This is a genomic window from Dactylosporangium cerinum, from assembly GCF_042653625.1.
In the GTDB taxonomy this organism is placed as follows: Bacteria; Actinomycetota; Actinomycetes; order Mycobacteriales; family Micromonosporaceae; genus Dactylosporangium; species Dactylosporangium cerinum.
This window is the reverse complement of the sequence record NZ_JBHSIU010000041.1, coordinates 491,077-508,722: the sequence shown is the minus strand read 5'-3', so window position 1 is coordinate 508,722 and position 17,646 is coordinate 491,077. Positions and strand designations below refer to the sequence as shown.

General features: G+C 72.4%; 17 protein-coding genes. 9 read left to right on the top strand and 8 right to left on the bottom strand.

All coding sequences use genetic code 11. From position 1 onward, the window contains the following. Positions 1 to 114 precede the first annotated feature (114 nt). Positions 115 to 1,314 carry a trans-2-enoyl-CoA reductase family protein gene (locus tag ACFPIJ_RS31355; RefSeq protein ID WP_380120277.1) on the top strand — a complete coding sequence of 400 codons (1,200 nt, stop codon included), beginning with the start codon at positions 115 to 117 and terminating at the stop codon, positions 1,312 to 1,314. A gap of 89 nt (positions 1,315 to 1,403) precedes the next feature. On the opposite strand, the gene ACFPIJ_RS31350 is transcribed toward ACFPIJ_RS31355, so the two are convergent. Then, positions 1,404 to 1,802, bottom strand: a complete 399-nt coding sequence (locus ACFPIJ_RS31350; protein WP_380120275.1) for a DUF4345 domain-containing protein — start codon at positions 1,800 to 1,802, stop codon at positions 1,404 to 1,406. Further along, on the bottom strand, positions 1,799 to 2,599 hold the full coding sequence (locus tag ACFPIJ_RS31345; protein ID WP_380120273.1) for an SDR family oxidoreductase: 801 nt from the start codon (positions 2,597 to 2,599) through the stop codon (positions 1,799 to 1,801). The genes ACFPIJ_RS31350 and ACFPIJ_RS31345 overlap by 4 nt, the downstream gene beginning before the upstream one ends. A 90-nt stretch (positions 2,600 to 2,689) precedes the next feature. Between ACFPIJ_RS31345 and ACFPIJ_RS31340 the strand changes: the two genes are divergently transcribed. The 3 genes from ACFPIJ_RS31340 (at position 2,690) to ACFPIJ_RS31330 (ending at position 6,198) form a co-directional block, all read left to right on the top strand. After that, positions 2,690 to 3,649 (top strand): AraC family transcriptional regulator, encoded by a 960-nt coding sequence (locus ACFPIJ_RS31340; protein ID WP_380120271.1) that lies wholly within the window; start codon positions 2,690 to 2,692, stop codon positions 3,647 to 3,649. An 88-nt stretch (positions 3,650 to 3,737) separates the two neighbouring features. Beyond that, positions 3,738 to 5,285 carry a serine/threonine-protein kinase gene (locus tag ACFPIJ_RS31335; protein ID WP_380120269.1) on the top strand — a complete coding sequence of 516 codons (1,548 nt, stop codon included), beginning with the start codon at positions 3,738 to 3,740 and terminating at the stop codon, positions 5,283 to 5,285. Between the two features lie 109 nt (positions 5,286 to 5,394). Then, complete coding sequence (locus ACFPIJ_RS31330) at positions 5,395 to 6,198, top strand: hypothetical protein (protein ID WP_380120267.1); 804 nt, start codon at positions 5,395 to 5,397, stop codon at positions 6,196 to 6,198. 47 nt (positions 6,199 to 6,245) lie between these two features. On the opposite strand, the gene ACFPIJ_RS31325 is transcribed toward ACFPIJ_RS31330, so the two are convergent. From ACFPIJ_RS31325 to ACFPIJ_RS31315, 3 genes are all read right to left on the bottom strand, one after another. After that, positions 6,246 to 7,352, bottom strand: coding sequence for a MerR family transcriptional regulator (locus ACFPIJ_RS31325; RefSeq protein ID WP_380120265.1), 1,107 nt, complete (start codon positions 7,350 to 7,352; stop codon positions 6,246 to 6,248). 95 nt (positions 7,353 to 7,447) lie between these two features. Further along, positions 7,448 to 7,840: an ATP-binding protein gene (locus ACFPIJ_RS31320; RefSeq protein WP_380120263.1), complete on the bottom strand. Its 393-nt coding sequence runs from the start codon at positions 7,838 to 7,840 to the stop codon at positions 7,448 to 7,450. Beyond that, positions 7,837 to 7,977: an STAS domain-containing protein gene (locus ACFPIJ_RS31315; protein ID WP_380120261.1), complete on the bottom strand. Its 141-nt coding sequence runs from the start codon at positions 7,975 to 7,977 to the stop codon at positions 7,837 to 7,839. Before ACFPIJ_RS31315 ends, ACFPIJ_RS31320 begins: the two co-directional genes overlap by 4 nt. Before the next feature lie 364 nt (positions 7,978 to 8,341). On the opposite strand from ACFPIJ_RS31315, the gene ACFPIJ_RS31310 reads away from it, so the two are divergent. The 5 genes from ACFPIJ_RS31310 to ACFPIJ_RS31290 all read left to right on the top strand — a co-directional run bounded on the left by ACFPIJ_RS31310 (position 8,342) and on the right by ACFPIJ_RS31290 (position 14,234). Then, positions 8,342 to 9,280: an acetamidase/formamidase family protein gene (locus tag ACFPIJ_RS31310; protein WP_380120259.1), complete on the top strand. Its 939-nt coding sequence runs from the start codon at positions 8,342 to 8,344 to the stop codon at positions 9,278 to 9,280. Positions 9,281 to 9,377: 97 nt separating this feature from the next. After that, positions 9,378 to 11,228, top strand: a complete 1,851-nt coding sequence (gene dnaK / locus ACFPIJ_RS31305; RefSeq protein WP_380120257.1) for a molecular chaperone DnaK — start codon at positions 9,378 to 9,380, stop codon at positions 11,226 to 11,228. A gap of 4 nt (positions 11,229 to 11,232) precedes the next feature. Further along, positions 11,233 to 11,712 (top strand): nucleotide exchange factor GrpE, encoded by a 480-nt coding sequence (locus ACFPIJ_RS31300; RefSeq protein ID WP_380120255.1) that lies wholly within the window; start codon positions 11,233 to 11,235, stop codon positions 11,710 to 11,712. Beyond that, positions 11,705 to 12,607, top strand: coding sequence for a DnaJ C-terminal domain-containing protein (locus tag ACFPIJ_RS31295; protein WP_380120253.1), 903 nt, complete (start codon positions 11,705 to 11,707; stop codon positions 12,605 to 12,607). The genes ACFPIJ_RS31300 and ACFPIJ_RS31295 overlap by 8 nt, the downstream gene beginning before the upstream one ends. Positions 12,608 to 12,653: 46 nt before the next feature. Then, entirely contained in the window at positions 12,654 to 14,234 is a 1,581-nt protein-coding gene (locus ACFPIJ_RS31290; RefSeq protein WP_380120251.1) for a sensor histidine kinase, read from the top strand. A 24-nt stretch (positions 14,235 to 14,258) separates the two neighbouring features. On the opposite strand, the gene ACFPIJ_RS31285 is transcribed toward ACFPIJ_RS31290, so the two are convergent. The 3 genes from ACFPIJ_RS31285 to ACFPIJ_RS31275 all read right to left on the bottom strand — a co-directional run bounded on the left by ACFPIJ_RS31285 (position 14,259) and on the right by ACFPIJ_RS31275 (position 17,313). Beyond that, positions 14,259 to 15,995, bottom strand: a complete 1,737-nt coding sequence (locus tag ACFPIJ_RS31285; RefSeq protein WP_380120249.1) for a glycoside hydrolase family 27 protein — start codon at positions 15,993 to 15,995, stop codon at positions 14,259 to 14,261. Between the two features lie 167 nt (positions 15,996 to 16,162). Further along, a complete protein-coding gene (locus ACFPIJ_RS31280) occupies positions 16,163 to 16,708 on the bottom strand; it encodes a hypothetical protein (RefSeq protein ID WP_380120247.1) in 546 nt (181 codons plus the stop codon). Positions 16,709 to 17,025: 317 nt separating this feature from the next. After that, the gene (locus ACFPIJ_RS31275; protein WP_380120245.1) at positions 17,026 to 17,313 is read right to left on the bottom strand and encodes a Rossmann-fold NAD(P)-binding domain-containing protein; all 288 of its coding nucleotides are present in this window, start codon (positions 17,311 to 17,313) and stop codon (positions 17,026 to 17,028) included. Positions 17,314 to 17,646 lie beyond the last annotated feature (333 nt).

Genomic DNA, 17,646 nt, shown 5'->3' with positions numbered 1-17,646 from the left:
GCCGCCAACGTAGGCAGTGACGCGCGCCGATCACACGCCCGCTGCCGGAAATCGGACTCCGCGGCGGGCGTGACAGGATGGGACGGCACCAGCCGATGATCGAGAGGGAGCACCGTGGCCGCACGTGTCGTCAGTCCCACCGGGCGAGGGTTCCTGCTGCTCGACGCGCACCCGACCGGCTGCTTCCGCAGCGTCGCCGACATGGTGGCGCAGATCCCGCCGGCGGCGCAGCCGCCGCAACGGCGGCCGGTGGCGCTCGTGATCGGCTCCAGCGCCGGCTACGGCCTGGCCGCCACCCTGGCCGGCCTGCAGCGGCACGGCATCGAGGGGGTCGGCGTCGCGTTCGAGCGGCCACCGGGGCGGCGCACCGGGACCGCCGGCTGGTATCGCACGATCGCCACCGAGGCGGTCGCCACGGAGGCCGGCAGCGACTTCACGTTCGTCAACGCCGACGCGTTCGCCGACACCACCAAGGTCGAGGTGCTGGACCTGATCGAGAAGCGTTTCGGTCAGCTCGATTTCCTGGTGTACAGCGTCGCGGCGCCACGCCGGACCGACCCGCGGACCGGCACGACGTATCAGTCGGTCATCAAGCCGATCGGCGCCGCGCACACGACGCGGACCCTGGAGTTCGACAGCGACGGCGCCCCGATCCTGCGTGAGGTGACCGCCCAGCCCGCCGATGAGGCGGAGGCGGCCGACACGGTGCAGGTGATGGGCGGCGAGGACTGGTCCCGCTGGGTCGCCGCGCTGCAGGAGCGAAACCTGCTGCGCACCGGGTTCCGCACCGTCGCGCTGTCCTACATCGGGTCGAGCCTGACGTCGGCGATCTACCGCGACGGCACGATCGGCGCCGCGAAGGTGCACCTGGAGCGGACCGCCCGCGAGCTCGACGAGCGGCTCGCCGCCGTCGACGGCCGCGCGCTGACCTCGGTCAACGGCGCGGCCGTCACGCAGGCGTCGACCGCGATCCCGGGCATCGCGCTGTACGTGAGCCTGCTGCACGCCGTGCTCGGCGACGCGCTGCAGTCGCCGGTCGAGCAGTCGGTGCAACTGTGGGACCAGCTCACCGGGGCGGCCCCGTTCGACCTCGACGAGCAGGGCCGGCTGCGGCTGGACCGGTGGGAGCTGGACCCGGCCGTGCAGGCCGCGGTGGCGGAGCGCTGGCGCGCGATCACCCAGGAGACGATCGCCGAGGTCGCCGACGTCGACTGGTTCCGCGCGCAGTTCCGCGGCCTGTACGGCTTCGACGTCCCCGGCGTCGACTACGCCGAACCGGTCGACCCGGACCTGGAGTGGCCCGCACCGCGCTGAAGCGGCGCGCTACCCGACCGCGGACCTTGGCCGCACCGCGTTGCAGCGGCGCGTTCCAGCGCCGCGGACCTCGGCCGGCCTGCGGCGCGTCACAGCACCGCGGACCTTGGCCGGCCCGCGTCGCGGTAGAGCACGTAGCCGCAGGCCAGGCCGAGGACCAGCTCCACCACCCCGCCGAGCACCAGGCCGCCGGCGGGGGTGCCGTCCAGCGCGGCGGACAGCCCCCGGGAGACGGCGTACGCCAGGTAGAACACGGCACCGGCGAGCGCCGCCGCGAACGCCAGCCGGGCGACGAACGCACCGGCGATCAGCAGCACGCCGACCGCGAGGACCGCGCCGCCGGCCGCCCTGGTCTCGCTGAGCAGGTTCGCGTCGGCGCCGATGCTGATGCCGTACTGGCGGCGGAACGCCACCGGCGCGAACAGGCCGGCCGTGCCGACGGCGACCGCGACGAGCCCGGCCACGGACAGCAGGATCCGCCGGATCACCGCCAGGCTCCCGCGGCCGCCACGGCGCGGCAGTAGTCGGCGAAGTCGCGCGCCTGGCGGCCGAGCGCGTCGCGGACCCCGGTGCCCAGGTTGGCGTTGCGGCCGTCGAACACCTCGCCGCACAGGTCCGCGAACAGGTCGGCCTGCGGGTGCCCGGCCAGGGCGGCCCGCAGCTCCTCGACGGTGACCGGCACATAGGTCACCGGGCGCCCGGACGCGGCCGCGAGCTCCTCGGCCGCCTCGGCGAAGGTCAGCAGGCGCGGTCCGGTGACGTCGTACAGGCGGCCGGCGTGCCGCTCGTCGAGCAGCGCCGCGACGGCGATGTCGGCGATGTCCTCGATGTCGACGAACGGCTCGGCGACGGACCCGGCGGCGAGGTGGATGGCGCCGTCGAGGACGCCCTGGCGCAGCTCGCCCTCGCCGAAGTTCTGCGCAAACCAGGCCGAGCGGATCAGCGTGTAGCCCAGCCCGGACTCCCGCACGATGTCCTCGCAGCTCTCGGCGTGGTGCTCGCCGCGGCCGGACAGCAGCACCAGCCGCTGGACGCCGGCCGCCGAGGCGGCCTTGGTGAACGCCTCGATGGCCGCGGGCGCCTCGGGTGCGGCGAGGTCGGAGTGGTAGGTGACGTAGGCGGCCCCGACGCCGTCCAGGACGGCCGGCCAGGTCTCCGGCCGCTCCCAGTCGAACGGCGGGTCGGTGCGGCGGGAGACGCCGCGGACGGGGTGGCCGAGGTCGGTGAGGCGGCGAACGATCCGCCGGCCGGTCTTGCCGGTCGAGCCGGTGACGAGTGTGGTCATGGGTCCAGCCTCGCCCGTACCAGCGAGATTCTGAATCATCGAAGCACCTGAAGTCTTTGCAGATCGTCCAACCCGGTGGACGATGGTGCGGTGACGACGATCCTTCCGCCGGCGGCGGACCCGCTCGGTGAGGCGCTGCACCTGCTGCGCCTCACGGGCACCCTCTACTGCCGCTCGGAGCTGACCACGCCGTGGGCCATCGACGTGCCGGCCCTGGACGAGCTGATGGCGCTGCTGGTCGTGACGGCCGGTGAGGCCGTCCTGGAGGTCGCCGGCGAGCCGCCGCGGACGCTGCGCCCGCGCGGTCTCACGCTGATCCCGCACGGCACCCCGCACCGCGTCCACAGCGGACCCGGCCACCCGGCTGCCACGCCGCTGTTCGACATCCCGGTCGAGCGGGTCAGCGAGCGCTACGAGCTGCTGCGCCACGGCGGCGGGGGCGCACTGACCCGGGTCACCTACTGCGTGTTGCGCTGCGACCACGTCCCGGCCCGGCGGCTGGTCGCGCAGCTGCCGCCGGTCCTGCACGTCGACGGGTGGGACGACGACGGCGGCTGGCTGCACAGCACCCTGCAGCTCATCGCGGGCGAGGCGACCGCGCTGCGGCCCGGCGGCGAGACGGTGCTGACCCGCCTCGCCGACGTGCTGGTCGTGCAGGCGATGCGGGGCTGGCTGGACACCGCGCCCGAGGCGCACCAGGGCTGGCTGGCGGCGCTGCGCGACGAGCACGTCGGCCGCGCCCTCACCGCGATGCACCGCGCGCCGGAGGCGCCGTGGAGCGTGGAGTCCCTCGCCCGGGAGGCGGCGATGTCGCGCTCCGCGTTCTCGGCCCGGTTCACCGCACTGCTCGGCGAGCCGGTGATGCAGTACGTGACGCAGTGGCGCATGCAGCTGGCGCACACCCACCTGCAGCAGTCGGCGGAGCCGCTGTCGCAGGTGGCGCACCGCTTCGGGTACGCCTCGGAGGCCGCGTTCTCCCGGGCGTTCAGCCGCACGTTCGGCGTGGCGCCCGGGGCGGTCCGCGCGGGCCTGGCCGGCCAGGGCCCCTAGGTGTTTGCCTTCATACAAATGTAGGCTCGGGCCTCGGACTGGCGCCGGGGTGGAATCTCCCGCAGGATACGGCGTGCGGGAGACGTCGATGCTCGGGAGGCAGCCGGACGTGCAGGAGCAGCGGGTGCTCGGTGGTCGCTACCGGCTGGAGGAGCAGCTCGGCAGCGGTGGGATGGCCGTGGTGTGGTCGGCGACCGACGAGGTGCTGGGGCGACTGGTCGCGGTCAAGATGCTGGCCGGACAGCACGCCGCCAAGCCGGAGTCGCTGCGCCGCATCCGCGCCGAGGCAAGGACCGCGGCGACCCTTTCGCACCCGAACATCGCCCAGGTCCACGACTACGGCGAGGCCGAGGAGGACGGTCAGACGGTCCCGTACGTGGTGATGGAGCTGGTCCGCGGGCAGACCCTCGAGCAGCGCATGGCCGCCGGGCCCATCGAGCCGCGGGTCACGTTCCGGATCTGCGCCGAGGTGGCCGCCGCCCTGACCGCCGCGCACGCCGCCGGCCTGGTCCACCGTGACATCAAGCCCGCCAACGTGATCGTGACCGAGACCGGCGCCAAGGTGGTCGACTTCGGCATCGCCGCGTCGGCCGCCCCGAGCGGCGAGGGTGCCCTGCCGACGGAGGTGCTGGGCACCCCGTCCTACCTGGCGCCGGAGCGGCTCACCGACGACGCGGTCGAGCCGGCCTCCGATGTGTACGCGCTGGGCATGCTGCTGTACAAGCTGCTCACCCGGCAGCTGCCGTGGCAGGTCGACAACACGGTGCAGCTGCTCGTCGCGCACGTGTACACGGAGCCGCAGCCGCTGCCGTTGCTGCCCGGCGTGCCCGACGAGGTCATCGACCTGTGCCACCGCTGCCTGCGCAAGGACCCGGCGCTGCGGCCGGACGCGCCCGAGGTGGCGGCGGTCCTCGCCGCGGCGGCCGGCCTGCGGGTGGTCGCCGACGAGCGGGCGCACGCGGCGGCCGCCCCGGCCGCGGACGGTGAGCCGTCGGCCGTGCTCATCCCGCCGCCGGGCGTCCGGGCCGCCGCCTCGACGGGCACCCCGCCGGGCCGCCGGCGAACCCTGGTGGTGACGTCCGCCACCGTGGCCGGCCTGGTCACCGCGGGCCTGGTGGTGGCCGCGTTCGCCGCCGGTCCGCCCGCGCAGCAGCAGCGCGCCACCGCCGCCGCCGCCGCCGCTGCGGCGCCGTCGACGTCATCGACCGTGACGGAAACGCCGGGCGCCGACGCACCGTCCGCCACGACCGCGGTGGTTCCTTCCGTCGGCACCGGTCCGACCACGGCCGGTGGCGGGCCCGCGGGCAGGGGTCCGACCGGCGGCGCCACCCATCCCGTCCCGCAGCCGACCGGCGGCAACCCGGCGCCGACCACCGCACCGCCGACGCCGGGCGAACCGCCCTCACCCCAGCAACGGACCCTGTCGTCGATGGGCGGCAGCGTCCTGGCGACCTGCACCACCGGCGACCTGGCGCAGCTGCTGTCGTGGGAGCCGGCCGAGACGTATGAGCTCGTGAAGGTCGAGGCGGGACCGGCCACCAGGGCACGGATCTCGTTCAAGAACCCCGAGCACACGGTGCGGATGCAGATCGCCTGCCGCGGCGGCATCCCGTCGGCGACCATCGGGAGCATCTGACCGGCTCCCGGCGGGTCCCGGGCCCGGGCGGACAAACCGGTGTGACCGCCTGGGCGGGGTGTGGCTATCCTCGCCGGGGCGGCACGGAGCCGCCCACGGGGAGGAACACATGAAGTCCAGCAGGAGTGTCCTGCTCACCCTGGCCCTGTCCGGCACGCTCGCCGTCACCGGCGCCTGCGGCACCAAGACCGACAGCGGCGCCGCAGCGCCGGCGGCGAACGGTTCGACCAGCGCCGCGGCGTCACCGGCGGCCGACCCGCGCGCGGAACTGGCCGCGGCGTTCAACAAGTTCAACGGCGTGACCGTGGCCTACTCGACGGCCACCGACACCGGAGCCGCGGCCAGCGTCAAGCTGACCGGATCCAGCGACCCGGTCAAGAAGGCCAACAGCGGCTCGCTGACCATCAGCGCGCAGGGGCAGCAGATCACGGCCGACGTCATCATCGTCGGCACCGATCTGTACCTGAAGCTGAACCTGCCGGTTCCGGGCGTCGACCCGAAGAAGTGGATGTACGTCGACGGCAGCAAGACGTCGCTGAGCAAGCTGGGCCTCGGAAATCCGGACGACCCGGCCAACGTCAAGGGGTTCGCTGACGCGATCGTGACGATCGAGCGGACCGGCGCCGGCACGTTCAAGGGCACGATCGACATGACCAAGCGCAACCTCCCGGCGTCCAGCGCGGCCCTGATCCAGCAGCTGGGCAACGCGGCGCAGTCGGTGCCGTTCGAGGCGACGGTCGGCGCCGACGGTTACGTCACGTCGCTGATCGTCAAGACGCCCGCCGCCGGCCAGATTCCGGCGACGACGGCGACGACGACGTTCAGTGACTTCGGCAAGCCGGTCACGATCAACAAGCCGGCCGCCGCCGAGGTGCAGCCCGCACCGCCGGCGCTGCTCGCCCAGTTCGCCTGATCCGCTCGCGGGGGCCGCTACCGCGACGGCGGTAGCGGCCCGGTGGCTCAGGCGACGAGCAGCCGGAGGCCGAGGTCCGCCGCGTCGAGGTCGGCCAGCTCGCCGTTGCGCTCGGCCCACACGCCTGAGGACAGGTCCGCCCGGAGTTTGCGCACCGCACGCTGCTCGGCCTCCGGGCCGACCCTGGTCCAGACCGACACCGCGCGGCGCACATGTTCGTCCAGGTATGCCTCAGGGCGGCGCCAGTACGCCTCGAAGAAGCCGTCGGCGCAGTCCCACGGGACGGGCAGCGGCTCCGCGCGTCCCCCGATCGCCCGGGTCAGGTCGGCCAGTGCGGGCCCGCCGACCACCAGGCCGGCGAACTCGGGCAGGTAGTCGCGGTTGAGCCAGAACCGCTGGTGCGAGGCGGCGTCGTAGGTGAACACCACCACGCGGCGGGCCACCCGCCGCAGCTCACGCAGCCCGGCGATCGGGTCCGGCCAGTGGTGCACGGTGCTGACGGCCATCGCGGCGTCGAAGGACTGATCCTCGAACGGCAGGCTGTCCGCGGCGGCGGCCACGCACGGCGCAGCGCCCGCGGGACGCAGCGCCCGCATGACCGCCGACGGCTCCACCGCGGTGACGTCGCGGTCGGCGGGTTCGTAGGAGCCGGTGCCGGCCCCGACGTTCAGCACCGTTCGCGCGTCGCCCAGCGCGGCCCAGATGCGTGCGGCGATCCGCGGCTCGGTGCGCCGCGTGGCCGGGTAGGCGGCTCCGATGGTGTCGTACAGTTGCGCGCCGAACACCCGCAGTTGCTCCTCCGGTGTCGTCCTGATGCCCATTGCTCGTGCCTCCAGTTCCCGGTCGATGGCCGTCACCATGGCCGCGGCGCGGTCGCGCTGGTCCACCAGCAGGCCGCGCAGCCGGCGCAGGTGCGCGACCGCGTCGGTGGTGGGGTCGTCGACCAGGTCCGCGATCTCGCGCAGCCCGAAGCCCAGCCGCCGGTAGGCGAGCACCTCCCGCAGTCGCTCCACGTCGCCCGCGGAGTACGCCCGGTATCCGGCCGGGGTCCGCGTGGACGGCTGCAAGAGGCCGATCTCGTCGTAGTGATGCAGGGTACGGACGGTGACGCCGGCCAGCTCCGCCACATGTCCCACGGTCAGGTGCTCCTCCACGCCACCGACTATGTGGCATGACGCCGCGTGAGGGACAAGTCCCGCGTCACCCGGCACCGCAGTAGCGCCGCCCGGCCTACGTGCTTGAGCGCCGGTCAGAGGTGCAGGCGCAGCCGGACCGTGGTCCCCTCCGGGCCGCTGACCGTGTCGACGTGGTCGCAGACCCGCTCCACGATCGCCAGCCCCCGGCCGCGCACCGCGTCCGCCGGCGGCATCTGCCGCTGAAACGTCCGCGGCGGTCCCTGGTCGACGACGTCGCACACGATGTGCCCGTCGTCCGCCCACACCCGGACCTGGCCGCCGCCGATGGTGTGCTGGACCGTGTTGGTCGCGAGCTCGTTGACCGCCAGCATCAGCAGCTCGGTCCGGGCCTCCGACATGCCCAGCGCCAGCGCGTGCCGGCGCACGAACTCCCGGACCGTGCCCAGGTCCCCGACGTCGCCGTACGACAGCGTGTCGGACCTGTCGGCGCGCTCCGGCGTGTTCACGGGGTCGGCTTCCCGGTGCCGTCGGCCGGTGGCGGGAAGCCGACCCCGGTCAGCTCCAGGACGTCGGCGACCGCCCCGCCCTCGTTGACCACGTGCAGCCGGCGACCCTGCCGCCGGGCGGCGTGATGGAGTGCCATCGAGCTCACCTGCCCCTCGCGTGACCCGAGACCCGTCCCGGCCACCATCATGGCACTCGGGACCGGCGGTGACAGGCCGCGCATCACCCGCTCAGGGTGACCCGGCGTCCGGGATGTCGCGATCGCCCCGCACTGCCGGGACGACCGGGCCGCTTTTGTCCGCCACGACCGCCGCCTGCGCCCGGCGGAACTCGCCGAGATGCGCCGCACGGTGCCGACGAACGACGCGTTCCATGAACACCGACTCGTTCCAGCGGGCCCCCGGCGTGCCGGCGCCCACCGAGGACATCACGGTCGACCTCATCGACCACGCCCTCTGCGGCGGGCGCTGAGCGGCCTGGTTTACTGCGACATCGTGGAACACGTGCTGGAACCCGACGACCGGACGCTGCACGGCTACTTCTCGGCGGCCTACCCGCCGGTGCTGACCGTGCGGCCCGGCGACAGCGTCACCTTCCGGACCCTCGACTGCTGGTGGTCGGCCGGCCCCTACGCCGGGGAGCACCCGCCCGACCGGCCACGCGTGCCGCAGCACCGCCCGGGGTACGGCCACGCGCTGATCGGCCCGATCGAGGTGCTCGGGGCCTCCGCCGGTCAGACACTCGAGGTCCGCGTGGACGAGGTCGTCCCGGCGACGTGGGGCACCACGGTCGCGGGTGGCTGGCCGAGCGGCCCGAACCGGCGGTACCACCTGGAGACCGAGGGCGTCGTGCACGCGTGGACGCTCGACCCGGCCGCGATGACCGGCCGAAACCAGCACGGCCACACGGTGCCGCTGCGCCCGTTCCTGGGCGTGATGGGCATGCCGCCCGCCGGACCCGGCGAGCACTCGACCATCCCGCCGCGCGTGCACGGCGGCAACATCGACTGCAAGGAACTGGTCGCCGGGAGCACCCTGCTGCTGCCGATCCCCGTCGACGGCGCGCTGTTCTCCGCCGGCGACGGGCACGCGGCCCAGGGCGACGGCGAGGTCAGCGGCACCGCGATCGAGTGCCCGATGGACCGGGTGACGCTGACGTTCGGGATCCGCGACGACTTCCCGGTGCCGGGCCCGGTCGTCCGCACCGCCGACGCCTGGCTGGCGCTGGGCCTCGGCGACACCCTCGACGACGCCGGCTACGCCGCGCTGGAGTCGATGTTCACCCTCCTGGAGCGCCTGCACGGGGTGACCCGGGCCGACGCCGTCGCGCTGTCCAGCGTCGCGGTCGACCTGCGGGTCACGCAGATCGTCAACCAGGTCGTCGGCGTGCACGCGGTCCTGCGCGACGGCGCCATCAGCTTCGCTTCGCGCGATCCGGGCTGAGGCGGCGGCCATCCGCGGCGGGTGAGACGGGGCCGTGGTGGCGCGGCGAGCCTTGGAGTCGGCATGCCGGCTGTAGGGCTCGAGAGGAGACGCGCACATGGCACGCGCTGTAGGAATCGACCTCGGGACGACCAACTCCGTGATCGCCGCGTTCGAGGGCGGTCGGCCGACCGTCCTGCCCAACGCGGAGGGCAGTAGGACCACCCCGTCCGTGGTGGCGTACACCGACGGCGGGGAACGGCTCGTCGGGCAGCTTGCCCGCAGGCAGGCGGTGCTCAACCCCAAAGGCACGATCACCTCCGCGAAACGCTTCATCGGCCGCAGGTTCGACGAGGTCGGCGAGGAGACCCGCGGCGTCACCTACGACGTGGTCGCGGGGCCCGACGGCATGGTGCGCTTCGACGTACGGGACAAGCTGCTGTCGCCGGAGGAGGTGTCCGCGCAGATCCTGCGCAAGCTCGCCGACGACGCGGCGAAGCACCTCGGGGAGAAGGTGACCGAGGCGGTCGTCACGGTTCCGGCATACTTCAACGACGCGCAGCGCCAGGCGACCAAGGACGCGGGCAAGATCGCCGGCCTGGAAGTGCTGCGGATCATCAACGAGCCGACGGCGGCGGCCCTCGCGTACGGGCTGGACAAGAAGGGCCACGAGACGGTCCTCGTGTTCGACCTCGGTGGTGGCACGTTCGACGTGAGCATCCTCGACGTCGGCGACGGGGTGGTCGAGGTCCGGGCCACGTCCGGCGACACGCACCTCGGCGGCGACAACTTCGACCACCGCCTGGTGGAGCACATCGCCGGGCAGTTCCAGCAGGAGACCGGCATCGACGTCCGCACGGACCCGCAGGCGCTGCAGCGGCTCACGGAGGCCGCCGAGCGTGCCAAGATCGAGCTGTCGTCGGTGACGCAGACGCAGGTGAACCTGCCGTTCATCACCGCCGACGCGACCGGGCCCAAGCACCTCACGACGACGCTGACCCGCTCGACGTTCGAGGAGCTGACCCACGACCTGCTGGAGCGGACGATGGGTCCGGTCAAGCAGGCGATGCAGGACGCGAAGGTCACCGCCGGCGACCTCGACGAGGTGATCCTGGTCGGCGGGGCGACCCGCATGCCGGCCGTGCAGGCCCTCGTGCGCCGCCTCACCGGCGGCAAGGAACCGAACATGACCGTCAACCCCGACGAGGTCGTCGCGCTCGGCGCGGCCATCCAGGCCGGGGTGCTCAAGGGCGACGTGCAGGACGTCGTCCTGCTCGACGTGACGCCGCTGTCGCTGGGCGTGGAGACCCTCGGCGGGCTGATGACGAAGGTCATCGACCGCAACACGACGATCCCGACCCGGCGGGCCGAGGTGTTCTCCACCGCCGAGGACAACCAGCCGGCCGTCGACGTCGTCGCGCTGCAGGGCGAGCGGGAACGCGCGGCGGACAACCGGGTCCTGGGCCGCATGCGGCTGGAGAACATCCGGCCCGCCCCGCGTGGTACCCCGCAGGTCGAGGTGACCTTCGACGTCGACGCCAACGGCATCCTCAACGTGTCGGCGAAGGACAAGGACACCGGCGCGCAGCAGCAGATCACCATCACCGAGAGCGGCACCCTGGACGCCGCCGAGGTCGAGCGGATGGTCCGCGAGGCCCAGGAGCACCGGGCCGAGGACCAGCAGATCCGCCAGCGGGTCGACGCGAGCAACGAGCTCGACAGCGCCGCGTACCAACTGGAACGCGGCCTGCAGGAGCGCGGGGACGCGCCGGAGCACGAGCGGGCCCGGGCCACGATGCTCGTGGAGGAGGCCCGGCAGGCAGTGCGGGAACAGGCGCAGACGCCGCGGCTGCGCCAGCTGACGGAGGACCTGCGGCAGGCGGCCCTGGCGCTCGGCAGCGGTGGCGGAAACCGGGAGGCCCCGCAGGACGCCGACGACGTCATCGACGCCGACTTCAACACCGGGTGACGCCGTGGCCGAGGTGAACGGGGACGTCGCGGAGCTCACCGAGCGCTGGCAGCGGGCCGCCGCCGACGTCGAGAACACCCGCAAATGGGCCGAGCGCCAGTCGGCGCGGCAGCGGCAGGAGGAGCGGCTCGCCGTGTCCGCCGCGTGGCTGCCGGTGCTGGACAACCTCGACCTGGCGCTGCAGCACGGCGACGCCGATCCGAGCACCATCCTCGAGGGCGTGGCAGGGGTACGGGACCAGGCGCTGAGCATCCTTGCCCGGCTCGGGTTCGAACCGGTCGGCGAGGTCGGTGAACCGTTCGACCCGGTGCGGCACGAGGCGGCCGAGGTCGTCCGCGACAGCGACGCGCCGCCGGGCACGGTCGTGCGGGTGCTGCGTCCCGGATTCGGCGACGGGGAGCGGCTGCTGCGGCCGGCCGTCGTCGCGGTGAGCGCGCCGGCCGAGCTGGCGGTGGACCCGGAAGCGGGTCGGGACGGTGGCTGACAACCGCGACCCGTATCAGGTGCTCGGCGTGGCCAGGGACGCGAAACCGGAGGAGATCCAGCGCGCGTACCGGACCCTGGCCCGCCGGCAGCATCCGGACATCAACAAGGAACCCGGCGCGGAGGAACGCTTCAAGGAGATCAACGAGGCCTACCACGTGCTGTCCGACCCCGAGCGCCGGGCCAAGTTCGACCGGGCCGCCCGGGCCCGGCGGGGCGCGGGCGTTCCGAGCGCAGGATTTCAGAGCGGAGGAGGATTTCAGGGCGGCGGGTTTCAGGGCGTCGACGTCGACCTGGAGGACCTGCTCGGCAGCATGTTCGGCGGCGGCCGGTACGGACCCGGCGGCGCGGGCCCGGTCCCCGGTGCCGACACCCAGGCCACGATCACGATCGGCGTCGAGGACGCGTTCCGGGGCGGCCGCCGGCAGGTCACCCTCCCGGGCCCCGACGGCAGCCCCCGCCGCTACGACGTGAACGTGCCCGCCGGGGTCGTCGACGGGCAGCGGATCCGCCTCGCCGGCCAGGGCAACCCCGGCGTGGTCGGCGGGCCGTCCGGCGACCTGTACCTGGTCGTCCGGCTCGCGCCGCACCCGCGGTTCCGGGTCGAGGGCCGCGACATCGTGCTCGACCTGCCGGTGGCGGCCTGGGAGGCGGCCCTCGGCGGGCCGGTGCCCCTCGACACGCCCGGCGGGCCGGTCCACGTCGACGTGCCGGCGGGAACGTCGTCCGGGCGCCGGCTCCGGCTGCGCGGGCGGGGGCTGCCCAACCCGCGCGGCCGCCCTGGCGACCTGTACGCCGAGGTCAAGATCATGGTCCCGGCGAAGCTGACCGAGCCCGAACGCCGGCTGTTCGAGGAGCTCGGCGAGGCGTCCCGGTTCAACCCGCGGGAGGGCTGACCACGCGCCACGGGCGGCGCCGCCGCCGATCGCGTACGTTGCTGCTGTGATTGGCACAGGTGGATTCCCGCGGCGGTGGAGCACACAGCGCTGGTTCGCGTCGGTCCTGATCGCGATGGTGGTCCTGGTCCTGGCCGGTGCGGCCGTCGGCGCGGCGATCCTGGCGCACACCGCGGCGGTGTCCAACCGGCTCAGCGACCGGATCTCCCCGGCCCGCACCGCCGTCGTGGAGCTGACCGCCGCCCTCGTCGACCAGGAGACCGGCGTGCGGGGCTACCTGCTCAGCGGCGACGAGCGGTTCCTGGAGCCCTACGCGCGGGGCGTCGCCGGCGAGCGGACGCTGCTGGCCCGCATCCGGCAGCTGCTCGCCGGCGAGCAGGCCGCCCTCGTGGACCTGGACCGGGTCGAGGAGCAGGCCCGCGACTGGCGGACCACGGTGGCGGATCCGTCGATCGAGGCTCGCCGTCGTGGTGGTGACACGTCGACCACGGTCGACGCGGTGCGCGACCGGATCGGCACCCTCGACGGGCACCTCGCCGGCGTCCGGGAGCAGGCCCGCAAGGACCTCGACGAGGCCCGCCGGCTGCGCGACGGCGTGTTCCTCGGCATGGTCGGGTTCCTGCTGCTGTTCATCACCGCCATCGCGGTGCTGCTGCGCCTGGTGGTGCTGGAGCCGCTCGACCGGCTGAGCGCCGGGGTGCGCCGGGTCGCGGGCGGGGACTTCGACCACCGCCTCGCCGTGCGCGGCCCCGCCGACCTGGCCCGGCTGACCGGCGACGTGGAGACCATGCGGCAGCGGATCGTGGACGCGTTCATCGCCAGCGAGCAGGCCCGGGCGAAGCTGGAGCAGCAGCAGCTGGAGCTGCACCGCTCCAACGCCGACCTGGAGCAGTTCGCCTACGTCGCCTCGCACGACCTGCAGGAGCCGCTGCGCAAGGTCGCCTCGTTCTGCCAGATGCTGCAACGCCGCTACAGCGACCAGCTCGACGACAAGGCCCGGCAGTACATCGCGTTCGCGGTCGACGGCGCCACCCGCATGCAACGGCTCATCACGGACCTGCTGACGTTCTCCCGGATCGGCCGGGTGTACGACGACAGCCGCTCCGTCGATCTCGACGAGGTGATCGGGCAGGCCGAGGCGAACCTCGCCGGCGCGATCAGCGAACGGCGGGCCCGCATCGAACACTCACCGCTGCCGACCGTGCCCGGCGACGTGACCCTGCTGACGATGCTGTGGCAGAACCTGATCAGCAACGCCATCAAGTTCCGCCATCCGGAGCGCGACCCGGTGGTGCGGGTCACGGTCGCCGAGGCGGGCAACCGGTGGCAGTTCAGCGTCGAGGACAACGGCATCGGCATCGACCCCAGGTTCGCCGACAAGATCTTCGTCATCTTCCAGCGGCTGCACTCCCGCGAGACCTACACCGGCACCGGGATCGGCCTGGCCGTGTGCAAGAAGGTGGTCGAGTTCCACGGCGGCGAGATCCGCCTCGACGACACCTACCGCGACGGCGCCCGGTTCATCTTCACGCTGCCCCGCGGGACGGCCACCCCGGAGCTCGCGGGCGTTTCCGCGGACCTCGCACCCGCGGCCGCGGACGGGCTGCCGGCGCTCGACTCGCGCTGACCGCCCGTCCGGTGGGCAGCCGGATCAGGGGACGCGGACCCCGGACCCCAGGGTCCAGCGCTGGTTGGCGCCGCCGTTGCAGGTCCACAGTTCGAGGCCGGATCCGTTGGGATTCGTGGTGCCCGTGACGTCGAGGCAGATCCCGGACTGGACGCCGGTGATCGTGCCGTTGGCGTTGACGTTCCACTGCTGGTTGGCGCCGCCGTTGCAGTCGTAGAGCTCGACGTGCGTGCCGGCGGCCGTGCCGTTGTCGTGCGCGTCGAAGCACTTGTTCAGCACCTTGAGGGTCCTGGCCGACGCGCTGTAGGTGATCCGCTGGTTCTCGCCGCCGTTGCAGTCCCACACCACGAGCTGCGTCGCGTTGACGGTCGTGCCGCCGGGCGAGTCGGCGCAGCGGCTCGAGTTGGCGCTGACGAGCTGGCCACCGAGCTGGGTGCTGCCGGCCGCCGGCGTGACCTTGAACAGCGCCGACTCGTGGCTGGTCAGGCTGCGCGTGACCGAGTTGGACAGCGTCTCGGACGAGCGGCCCCACAGGTTGCGGACCGTGGCGTTGCCGGTGAAGCCGAGGTCGGCGAAGTTGGCGGTGATCGTGGCGGTGTTGTCGCCGAGGTTGAACATGGCGACCGTGTAGCTGCCGTCCGGGTTCTTCGTCGAACGCCAGACCTGCTGCTGGGTGGCCTGGGAGACCGGGGTGGCCGGCCGGCCGCCGTCCCGGTCGACGGCGAGGACCTCGTCGTTCTTCAGCATGTTGAGGTCACCGGCGTCGAACTTGGTCATGTCCACCCCGAGCAGCAGCGGAGCCTTGGAGATCGCCCACAGGGTGAGCTGGCTCTGCCGCTCCTGCGGCGTGAGCCCGGTGGCCGTGCCGTTGCCGACCTCGAGGGAATCCGGGTCGTTCCAGCCACCCGGACCGGCGTACGGAGCCCACTTCGGCAGGTCGGCCCAGCGCGAACGGATCATCCCCCAGTGGGTCAGCGTCGAGCAGTAGCACTCGATGTCACCACTGATCCGCCAGCTGTTGGCCTGCTGCTTCCAGGTGCCGACGTTGTTGAAGTCCAGGGTGTTGGACAGTCCGTAGTGGATGGTCCGGCCGGTCTGCCGCAGCGCCGTTGCCCAGTGGATGACGTCGTCCTGGTCGCTGGTGTGCACGCCGTCGATCTTGATGTAGTCGACGCCGTAGGAGGCGAAGAGGTTGGCCCACGAGTTCAGGAACGCCTGTGCCGCAGTGGGATTCTTGGCGTAGTCGATGAAGTACATGACATTGCCGAAACCGCCGTAGTTCGTCTCGTACCGGCTGGTGTCGGACACGATGTCGCGGGCGTGGAACGATGTGCCCTCGATCGGGGTGTTCTGGTTGTACGCCGCCACCGGGATGCCTGGGGTCACGTACATGCCGAACTTCTCGCCGAGGCCGTGGACGTAGTCACCGAGGGCCTTCATGCCGCTCGGGAACTTCGTGGTGTCGACCGCCCAGCGCCCGTACTGGTCCACGGTGGTCCCGGGGTTGCGGATGTAGTAGTCGTCCAGATTGACGTACTGGAAACCCTTGGCCACCAGGCCGGCGTCGGACATGCCCTTCGCCTGGGCCCTCACTTTGGCCTCGGTCGGGCTGCGCATCAGGAAGCTCCAGCTGCTCCATCCTGCCGGCGGCGTCCGGGAAGCACCGTTGTCGGATGCCAGCGCCGGTGCCGGCGCTATGACGTTCGAGATGAACAGCGACGATGCCAACACCGTCGTCGCGACGAGCGCTCGCTTGTACATAACTCTCCTCGAGAAGAACGATCAACGAACCGTCCTGGCGGACCTCGTGGTTGTTACATATTGAGCGACGATGTTGGATCTGGTGTCAACACGTTCTTTTGTGAATCTCCGAAACAAACACGTTCTATAAAGTTCGAACATTCAATCGCGGGTTGCGCGCCGACGGGTCACGACGCCCCGCCGCGATGTGCCAGTGAGGATCTGCGACGTTCGGGCGCGTCGCGACGGGAGTCCAGGCGGCGAAGCGCGTTGATGCCGATGACGGTGGCCGACCGGCGGTGTGTCGCCAGCTGACGAAGGACAACAATCGCGACGCCGATCGAGCCGGCGTACAAGGCCAGGAGCGCGGGCGCCAGCATGCCCCAGTCCGGCGGCAGCGTGCCACAGGTGGCAGCGGTCACGGTGTTGACGGCGATGTAGAACCAGGCCAGACCTCGCCCCATCCGGTACGCCCACAGGCGGTCCTCGCCCAGCCCCAGGCATGTCACGCCGGTCGCAACAACGGCGAGGAGCGATGCGACCACGTCTCCGAACCAGACCACCGCGGCGGCGGTCTGGTTGTCTGCGCTGATGAGCAGCCCATCGATCGGACCCAGGAGCGGCCCGACATACAGCCAGGTGAGCAGCCAGATGGGTCCACGAAGCAGCACCGATGCGGTCAGCCCGGCCAGCAGCCAGGCCCCCGGTCGTCCATTTTTGAACACGTTCAACATTCTGCGCCGATCCTGCTCAGCTGCGCAACCAGCCGCTGCTGCACGTGATGGACCCCCTGGGCCGCGGTAGCAGCCGTACGATCCAGGGCGGATTCATGACGCCGGGGTCGCGCTCGTAGCGTGATGCCGCCCGCTGGTCAGGGGTCACACCGCGACGCTTGCCCGGCGAAGCAGGCGGACACTCACTCGGGCGCTTGCGCCGCAGCCGCAGCCGATGCCGTCGCGGTCGCCGTCGCCGTCGCCGTCGCCGTCGCGGTCGCTGTTGAAGCGGAGCCGTTCAGGCTGCGGGATTGCCGAACACGACTCCGGCCGCTCGCTCAGGAGGGTGTGTCCGTGGGACCCGGGCAGACGTGCACCACGGCGTCCATCTCGTTGAAGATGTCATTCTTGCCGCTGGCGAAGGCGTCGGCGAGGTTGGTGAATGCCGTCTTGACGGCCGGGTCGGTGGCGCGCCCGGCCAACGGCCGGATGCGTTTGGCGTAAGCGGTCGCCCAGGCCCGTCGGGCGGCTTCCTGCTTGGCCGGGTCGCCCGTGCCGCCGGATGACTTCAGGTTCTCCGCGTTGAGGGTGGCCTGCTCGGGCGACTTGGCGAAGTCGTCCTGCACGTGTCGGTAGTCGGCGCAGATGGCAGGCGTGTCACCAGGACCCTTGGGGGTATCCGAGGAGCAGCCCGCCAGCAGGAGGCGGCCAGGGCCAACGGGGGAGTGGCCCGCAGAATGTGGGTCGGGACGATGGGCACGACCGCGACTGTACGGCCTTGATCACCCCGCTGCGGGGCACCCGGATCGGGGCTCGCACCCGGCCTCGTTCCTGGCCAGTTCCAGCCGCGGCCGGTGTGAGCGAACATCGGCACGAGCGCCCGCCGGCGGCGGTCCGGAGCGCGGGATGCGCCACCACGAAGCGTGACGATCTACAAGCCGGCCATCGCGCGTTGTCTG